Below are 7,797 nucleotides of genomic sequence, written 5' to 3'. Positions count from 1 at the left end.
CCCAAACCCTGCTCAAGGGGCAGAACGGCATCGGCACCGTCCGGCGCACCGTCCTGCCCGGCGGGCTGCGCGTCGTCACCGAGACGCTGCCCTCCGTCCGCTCGGCCACCTTCGGCATCTGGGCGAACGTCGGCTCCCGTGACGAGACGCCCACGCTCAACGGCGCCACCCACTACCTGGAGCACCTCCTCTTCAAGGGCACCGAGAAGCGCAGTGCCCTCGACATCTCCTCCGCGATCGACGCGGTCGGCGGAGAGATGAACGCCTTCACGGCGAAGGAGTACACCTGCTACTACGCACGGGTGCTCGACACCGACCTGCCGCTGGCCATCGACGTGGTCTGCGACATGCTCACCGGCTCGCTGATCCGCGAGGAGGACGTCGACGCCGAGCGCGGAGTCATCCTCGAAGAGATCGCGATGACCGAGGACGATCCGGGCGACATGGTCCACGACCTGTTCGCGCAGACCATGTACGGGGACTCGCCGCTCGGCCGCCCCGTCCTCGGCACCGTCGACACGATCAACGCCCTCGGCGCCGACCGGATCCGCCGCTTCTGGAAGAAGCACTACGATCCCACCCGCCTGGTCGTGGCCGCCGCGGGCAACGTCGACCACAACAAGGTCGTACGCCAGGTCCGCGCGGCCTTCGAGAAGGCCGGCGCGCTGAAGCACACCGACGCCGAGCCCGTCGGCCCGCGCACCGGCACCAAGCGGATCCGCACCGCCGGCCGCGTCGACCTCGTCAACCGCAAGACCGAGCAGGCCCACGTGGTCCTCGGCATGCCGGGCCTGGCCCGCACCGACGACCGCCGCTGGGCCCTCGGGGTGCTCAACACCGCCCTCGGCGGCGGCATGTCCTCGCGGCTCTTCCAGGAGGTCCGCGAGAAGCGCGGCCTGGCCTACAGCGTGTACTCGTACACCTCCGGCTTCGCCGACACCGGCCTCTTCGGCGTCTACGCGGGCTGCCGGCCCAGCCAGGTCCACGACGTGCTGCGGATCTGCCGCGACGAGCTGGACAAGGTCGCCACCGAAGGGCTCACCGACGAGGAGATCCGGCGCGCCATCGGCCAGCTCTCCGGCTCCACGGTCCTCGGCCTGGAGGACACCGGAGCGATCATGAACCGCATCGGCAAGAGCGAGCTGTGCTGGGGCGACCAGATGTCGGTCGACGACATGCTGGCCCGCATCGCCGAGGTCACCCCGGACGACGTCCGCGCGGTGGCCCACGATGTACTGGCCCAGCGGCCCTCCCTCGCGGTGATCGGCCCGCTGAAGGAGAAGCAGGCCGCCCGCCTCGACGAAGCGGTCGCCTAGTTCCGTACGGACACGAAGGAAGCAACATGAGCAAGCTGCGCGTGGCAGTCCTCGGCGCCCAGGGCCGCATCGGCTCCGAAGCCGTCAAGGCCGTCGAGGCCGCCCAGGACATGGAGCTGGTGGCCGCCCTCGGCCGGGGCGACAAGCTGGAGACCCTCGCCGAGGCCGGTGCCCAGGTCGCGGTCGAGCTGACCACCCCGGCCTCGGTGATGGGGAACCTGGACTTCCTCATCCGTCACGGCATCCACGCCGTGGTCGGTACCACCGGCTGGACCGAGGACCGCCTCGCCCAGCTGAACACCTGGCTCGCGGGTTCCCCGCGGACCGGTGTGCTCATCGCCCCGAACTTCTCCATCGGTGCCGTCCTCACCATGAAGTTCGCCGCCCAGGCCGCCCGCTACTTCGAGTCCGTCGAGGTCGTCGAGCTGCACCACCCGAACAAGGTCGACGCCCCCTCCGGCACGGCGACCCGTACGGCCCAGCTCATCGCGGCCGCCCGCGCCGAGGCCGGCCTCGGCGCGCAGCCCGACGCCACCGCCACGGCGCTGGACGGCGCCCGCGGCGCGGACGTCGAGGGCGTCCCCGTGCACGCGATCCGCCTGCGCGGCCTGCTGGCCCACCAGGAGGTCCTGCTCGGCGGCGAGGGCGAGACCCTGACCATCCGTCACGACTCCCTGCACCACAGCAGCTTCATGCCGGGCATCCTGCTCGGCACCCGCCGCGTGACGCAGACCCCGGGCCTCACCTTCGGCCTGGAAAACTTCCTCGAACTCGGCTGATGAGGCAGTAGCACCCATGCGCGCGAAGATCACGTACTTCCTCACGGCCGCCGTCCTGGTCGTCTACTTCGTCCTGGTCGGCAGCCGGGGCCTGATGCTGCTCCAGCAGGGCACCTGGCTCACCGTCACCTTCGGTGCGGCCGTGCTGATCCTGCCGGTCATCGGCATCTGGTTCCTCTGGATGAACACCCGCTTCGTCACGCGCGCCAACCAGCTCGCGGCCGAGCTGGAGGCCGAGGGCGGCCTGCCCGTCGACGAACTGGAACGCGACCAGTACGGGCGGATCCTGCGGGACTCCGCCGACGAGGTCTTCGCGCGCCGCAAGGCCGAGACGGAGGACGCGCCGGGGGACTGGCGCAGCTGGTTCCGCCTGGCCGTCGCCTACCACGACGCCCGCGACACCCCGCGGGCCCGCAAGGCGATGCAGCGGGCCATCGCCCTGCACGCCGCCGCGCCGGTACAGGAAGGGCCCGTACAGGTCTGATCCCCGTACGGGCCCTCGCGGCCGGCTTGCCCCAGGTCAGGCGGGCACGGCCCGGTACTCCTGGGCCCACGCCTCGACCTGGCCGGCGGCGCGGTCGAAGGCCTCGCCCCGGGCCAGGAAGTCGGCGCTGTGGTCGGTCAGCAGCACCGGCAGCTCGGCGCCGTCACGCCCTGCCACCGTCAGGGCCTGACCCTGCACGGTCCTCGGCAGACCCAGCCAGCGCACGGGCTGCTGGACCTTGCGGACACCGTCGATCTCGCTCCAGGCGATCGAGCGGGTCGTGAAGAAGCCGACCCGGCGCAGCCCCGTGGGACTCACCCAGACGCCCGTGCGCAGCAGCCGGAGCGCCGAGCCGAGCACCGCGAGCGAGGCGCCCGCCGCGACGGCCGCACCGGCGGTGGTGCCCGCGAAGGTGATGATCACCGTGGCCAGCAGCATGAAGGCGGAGACCAGCAGCAGCACCGCCGCCCCGGCCACCCGCCAGGGGCCGGGCCGGTAGGGGCGGCGCCAGCGCTCGGGATCCGCATGCGGGAGGGCTTCGTCCTCATGTGCGTCGAAGACGCCGTCGGCCGTCAAGAAGGGCAGGGGCACGGCTGTACCTCACTCACATGCACGTTCGATGGGACTGCCCGTGAGGCTACCGCCCCTCGGAAGCCTCCGACTGCTGGGCCTTCTCGGTGGCCTTGTACGGCTGCAGTGCGGGCATCCCGAAGAGCAGCGAGCCCACAAGCCCCGCCACCACGGTCAGTCCGACCAGACTACGGGCGGCGATCTGGGTCTTGCTCAGACTCTCGCGCGGCGGCGGAGTGACGTTGCTGCGGAATCGGTCGGCCTCGGCGACGAAGGCGAACGGGACGGGTTCGCGCGAGGGGGTACCTCCCGGCGGTAGCTGGGGGAGGAACATGGGAGCGACTCTCCTCACGATCAGGGGCCCTGGGGGCGGTGCGGACGGGACGGGACGCTGTTTGTCTGTAGGACGAGCGGAGGGCCCAATCGGTGCCTGAATTCGGGACATTAACCAAAATTTATGGCGACCCGTCAGCCGAACGGGTGACGCCGGCACCCCCTGAGCGGGCCCCCGTCGGGCCCGGTGCATGCGCGGCGAGCCACGGGCGGCGCCGTAGAGTGGGCGCGCCCCAGGAAAGACCCGTTCGGAAGGACCCCGCGTGAGCGAGACCGCCGCTTCAGACCAGAAACCCAGCTTCCGCAGCGATGTGACGGTGGAGCTGGTGAAGCACTCCGCCGCCGACTCCGACGTGCTGTGGGCCGCCCGGGTCTCCACGGCGGGCGAGCAGTCCCTGGAGGAGCTCCAGAAGGACCCGGAGCGCTCCAAGGGCCTCATCAACTACCTGATGCGGGACCGCCACGGCAGCCCCTTCGAGCACAACTCGATGACCTTCTTCATCAGCGCCCCGATCTTCGTGTTCCGCGAGTTCATGCGCCACCGCGTGGGCTGGTCCTACAACGAGGAATCCGGCCGCTACAGGGAGCTCCAGCCGGTCTTCTACGTCCCCGACGCCGAGCGCAAGCTCGTCCAGGAGGGCCGTCCGGGCAAGTACGTCTTCGTCGAGGGCACCACGGCCCAGCAGGAGCTGACGGGCCGGGTCATGGAGGACTCGTACCGCCAGGCCTACGAGGCGTACCAGGAGATGCTCGCGGCCGGCGTGGCCCGCGAGGTGGCCCGTTCGGTCCTGCCGGTCGGTCTCTTCTCGTCGATGTACGCCACCTGCAACGCGCGCTCGCTCATGCACTTCCTCGGTCTGCGCACCCAGCACGAGCTGGCGGCGGTCCCGTCCTTCCCGCAGCGGGAGATCGAGATGGTCGGCGAGAAGATGGAGCGGGAGTGGGCCAAGCTCATGCCGCTGACCTACGCGGCCTTCAACGGCAACGGCCGCGTTGCCCCGTAAGGCCCGATGCACGCACGGCGTACACATGTGCGGAGACAAGTCCCAAGTGTCCGTATTGCGGCGTTTCGTAAAGTTCATCTAGGCTGATCAAACGGACCCGGCACTGCTTGAACCCCCGAGCAGGCAGTGCCGGGCTCCAAGCAAGTGTTGACGTCCCCCGAGGGGACACCGCGAGCGTGGCAGCGAGTAGCGTGTTACCCATGGCTCCGATCTCGACTCCGCAGACCCCCTTCGGGCGGGTCCTCACCGCCATGATCACGCCGTTCACGGCTGATGGCGCACTTGACCTCGACGGCGCGCAGCAGCTCGCCGTCCACCTGGTGGACGCAGGCAACGACGGCCTGATCATCAACGGCACCACCGGTGAGTCCCCCACGACCACCGACGCGGAGAAAAACGACCTCGTACGAGCCGTACTCGAAGCGGTCGGCGACCGCGCCCACGTCGTGGCCGGCATCGGCACCAACGACACCCGGCACACCCTCGAGCTGGCCCGCCAGGCGGAGCGCACCGGCGCCCACGGCCTGCTCGCGGTGACCCCGTACTACAGCAAGCCGCCGCAGGAAGGCCTCTACCGGCACTTCACGGCCATCGCGGACGCCACCGAGCTGCCCGTCATGCTCTACGACATCCCGGGCCGCAGCGGTGTCCCGATCAACACCGAGACCCTGGTCCGGCTGGCCGAGCACCCCCGTATCGTGGCCAACAAGGATGCCAAGGGCGACCTCGGCCGCGCCAGCTGGGCCATCGCCCAGAGCGGTCTGGCCTGGTACTCCGGCGACGACATGCTGAACCTCCCGCTCCTGTCGGTCGGCGCGGTCGGCTTCGTCTCCGTGGTCGGCCACGTGGTCACGCCCGAGCTGCGCGCGATGCTCGACGCCCACCTGGGCGGCGACGTGCAGAAGGCCACCGAGATCCACCAGAAGCTGCTGCCCGTCTTCACCGGCATGTTCCGCACCCAGGGTGTGATGACCACCAAGGGCGCGCTGAACCTGCAGGGCCTGCCCGCGGGCCCGCTGCGCCTCCCGCTCGTCGGTCTGACCGACGAAGAGACGGCGCAGCTCAAGATCGATCTTGCCGCCGGCGGGGTACAGCTCTGACAACAGACTTCACAACTGAATAAGCAAGAACAAGACAGACAACAGTAAGTGCACGAATGACATGCGCGCCGCGTGCCTGAGAGGGGCACGTGGCGCGCGTGGTGAAGGAGAAACTTTTGAGCCATCCGCACCCCGAACTGGGCCCGCCGCCGAAGCTCCCGAAGGGCGGCCTGCGGGTCACCCCACTGGGCGGCCTCGGCGAGATCGGCCGGAACATGACCGTCTTCGAGTTCGACGGCCGTCTGCTGATCGTCGACTGCGGCGTCCTCTTCCCCGAGGAGGAGCAGCCGGGCATCGACCTGATCCTGCCGGACTTCTCGTCGATCCGGGACCGTCTCGACGACGTCGAGGGCATCGTCCTCACCCACGGTCACGAGGACCACATCGGTGCCGTCCCGTACCTCCTCCGGGAGAAGCCGGACATCCCGCTGATCGGCTCCAAGCTGACCCTGGCCCTCATCGAGGCCAAGCTCCAGGAGCACCGCATCCGCCCCTACACCCTCGAGGTGAAGGAAGGCGAGCGCGAGAACCTGGGTCCCTTCGACTGCGAGTTCGTCGCTGTCAACCACTCCATCCCGGACGCGCTGGCCGTGGCCATCCGCACCGGCGCCGGCATGGTCGTGTGCACCGGCGACTTCAAGATGGACCAGCTCCCGCTGGACAACCGCCTCACCGACCTGCACGCGTTCGCGCGTCTGAGCGAAGAGGGCATCGACCTTCTCCTCTCGGACTCGACGAACGCCGAGGTCCCGGGCTTCGTCCCGCCGGAGCGCGACATCTCCAACGCGATCCGCGGCGTCTTCGCGAGCGCCCAGAAGCGGATCATCGTGGCGTCGTTCGCGAGCCACGTGCACCGCATCCAGCAGATCCTGGACGCCGCCCACGAGTACGGCCGCCGGGTCGCCTTCGTCGGCCGTTCCATGGTCCGCAACATGGGCATCGCCCGCGACCTGGGCTACCTCCGGGTCCCGGCCGGTCTCGTCGTCGACGTCAAGACCCTCGACGACCTGCCGGACGACGAGGTCGTGCTGGTCTGTACGGGTTCCCAGGGCGAGCCGATGGCGGCCCTGTCCCGCATGGCCAACCGCGACCACCAGATCCGGATCGTCCCCGGCGACACCGTGATCCTGGCGTCGTCCCTGATCCCGGGCAACGAGAACGCGGTCTACCGCGTGATCAACGGCCTGACCCGCTGGGGCGCCAACGTCGTGCACAAGGGCAACGCCAAGGTGCACGTTTCCGGCCACGCCTCCGCGGGCGAGCTGCTGTACTTCTACAACATCTGCAAGCCGCGGAACCTGATGCCGGTCCACGGCGAATGGCGCCACCTGCGCGCCAACGCCGAGCTCGGTGCCATGACGGGCGTCCCGAAGGACCGCATCGTCATCGCCGAGGACGGCGTGGTCGTCGACCTGATCGACGGCAAGGCCCGCATCTCCGGCAAGGTCCAGGCCGGCTACGTGTACGTGGACGGCCTCTCGGTCGGCGACGTCACCGAAGCCTCCCTCAAGGACCGCCGCATCCTCGGGGACGAGGGCATCATCTCGGTCTTCGTCGTGGTGGACAGCACCACGGGCAAGGTCGTCAGCGGCCCGAACATCCAGGCCCGCGGCTCCGGCATCGAGGACTCGGCCTTCGCCGCGATCCTGCCGAAGATCGAGGACGCCATCGCCCGCGCCGGCGCGGACGGTGTGGCCGAGCCGCACCAGATCCAGCAGCTCATCCGCCGCACGATGGGCAAGTGGGTCTCGGACGGCTACCGCCGCCGCCCGATGATCCTCCCGGTCGTCGTCGAGGTCTGACCTCGGCGTCCGTAGCGACCTCACCGGAGCGGGGCCCCTGGATTTGCATCCGGGGGCCCCGCTCCAGTACGTTTACGTCTCCACCTCGCACGGACCCGAGCACATACGTGTGCCCGAACCCGACCGCGAGCGGGCGGGAATCAGCACCCAGGGAAACCTGATAAAGTCTGATCTGCCCGAAAGGGAAAGGCCCTCCGAAGGCCATCGGAATTCCAATCCAGTCGGAAACGACACGGAAAAGAACCTGATAGAGTCGGAATCGCCGGAAAGGGAAAACGCGAAAGCGAAGGACCTGGAAAGCAAGCGGGACTGACTCTGATAGAGTCGGAAACGCAAGAACAGAACGAAAGCCCGGAGGAAAGCCCGAGAGGGTGAGTACAAAGGAAGCGTCCGTTCCTTGAGAACTCAA

9 protein-coding genes are annotated in these 7,797 nt (G+C 69.1%); 7 read left to right on the top strand and 2 right to left on the bottom strand.

Translation table 11 applies throughout. The features are described 5' to 3' along the window. From ACFV0Q_RS34835 to ACFV0Q_RS34825, 3 genes are all read left to right on the top strand, one after another. On the top strand, positions 1-1,316 hold a 1,316-nt coding region (locus tag ACFV0Q_RS34835; RefSeq protein WP_385011019.1), incomplete at its 5' end, for a M16 family metallopeptidase. A gap of 26 nt (positions 1,317-1,342) precedes the next feature. After that, a complete protein-coding gene (gene dapB / locus ACFV0Q_RS34830; RefSeq protein WP_385011017.1) occupies positions 1,343-2,095 on the top strand; it encodes a 4-hydroxy-tetrahydrodipicolinate reductase in 753 nt (250 codons plus the stop codon). A gap of 16 nt (positions 2,096-2,111) precedes the next feature. After that, positions 2,112-2,579: a hypothetical protein gene (locus ACFV0Q_RS34825; RefSeq protein ID WP_385011016.1), complete on the top strand. Its 468-nt coding sequence runs from the start codon at positions 2,112-2,114 to the stop codon at positions 2,577-2,579. Between the two features lie 36 nt (positions 2,580-2,615). Here ACFV0Q_RS34825 and ACFV0Q_RS34820 read toward each other — a convergent pair whose 3' ends face one another. Together ACFV0Q_RS34820 and ACFV0Q_RS34815 are read right to left on the bottom strand one after the other, a co-directional pair. Beyond that, positions 2,616-3,170 carry a PH domain-containing protein gene (locus tag ACFV0Q_RS34820; RefSeq protein ID WP_385011014.1) on the bottom strand — a complete coding sequence of 185 codons (555 nt, stop codon included), beginning with the start codon at positions 3,168-3,170 and terminating at the stop codon, positions 2,616-2,618. Positions 3,171-3,216: 46 nt separating this feature from the next. Next, a complete protein-coding gene (locus ACFV0Q_RS34815) occupies positions 3,217-3,483 on the bottom strand; it encodes a hypothetical protein (protein WP_385011012.1) in 267 nt (88 codons plus the stop codon). A gap of 262 nt (positions 3,484-3,745) precedes the next feature. On the opposite strand from ACFV0Q_RS34815, the gene thyX reads away from it, so the two are divergent. From thyX to ACFV0Q_RS34795, 4 genes are all read left to right on the top strand, one after another. After that, positions 3,746-4,486 carry an FAD-dependent thymidylate synthase gene (thyX, locus tag ACFV0Q_RS34810; protein ID WP_385011010.1) on the top strand — a complete coding sequence of 247 codons (741 nt, stop codon included), beginning with the start codon at positions 3,746-3,748 and terminating at the stop codon, positions 4,484-4,486. A 200-nt stretch (positions 4,487-4,686) separates the two neighbouring features. Next, complete coding sequence (dapA, locus tag ACFV0Q_RS34805) at positions 4,687-5,586, top strand: 4-hydroxy-tetrahydrodipicolinate synthase (RefSeq protein WP_385011009.1); 900 nt, start codon at positions 4,687-4,689, stop codon at positions 5,584-5,586. Positions 5,587-5,702: 116 nt separating this feature from the next. Further along, the gene (locus ACFV0Q_RS34800) at positions 5,703-7,388 is read left to right on the top strand and encodes a ribonuclease J (protein ID WP_385011007.1); all 1,686 of its coding nucleotides are present in this window, start codon (positions 5,703-5,705) and stop codon (positions 7,386-7,388) included. A 109-nt stretch (positions 7,389-7,497) separates the two neighbouring features. Continuing rightward, entirely contained in the window at positions 7,498-7,701 is a 204-nt protein-coding gene (locus ACFV0Q_RS34795; RefSeq protein ID WP_385011005.1) for a hypothetical protein, read from the top strand. Positions 7,702-7,797: the final 96 nt, after the last annotated feature.

This window comes from Streptomyces sp. NPDC059564 (assembly GCF_042735575.1).
Lineage (GTDB): Bacteria > Actinomycetota > Actinomycetes > Streptomycetales > Streptomycetaceae > Streptomyces.
This window is presented reverse-complemented; position numbering and strand designations above follow the sequence as displayed.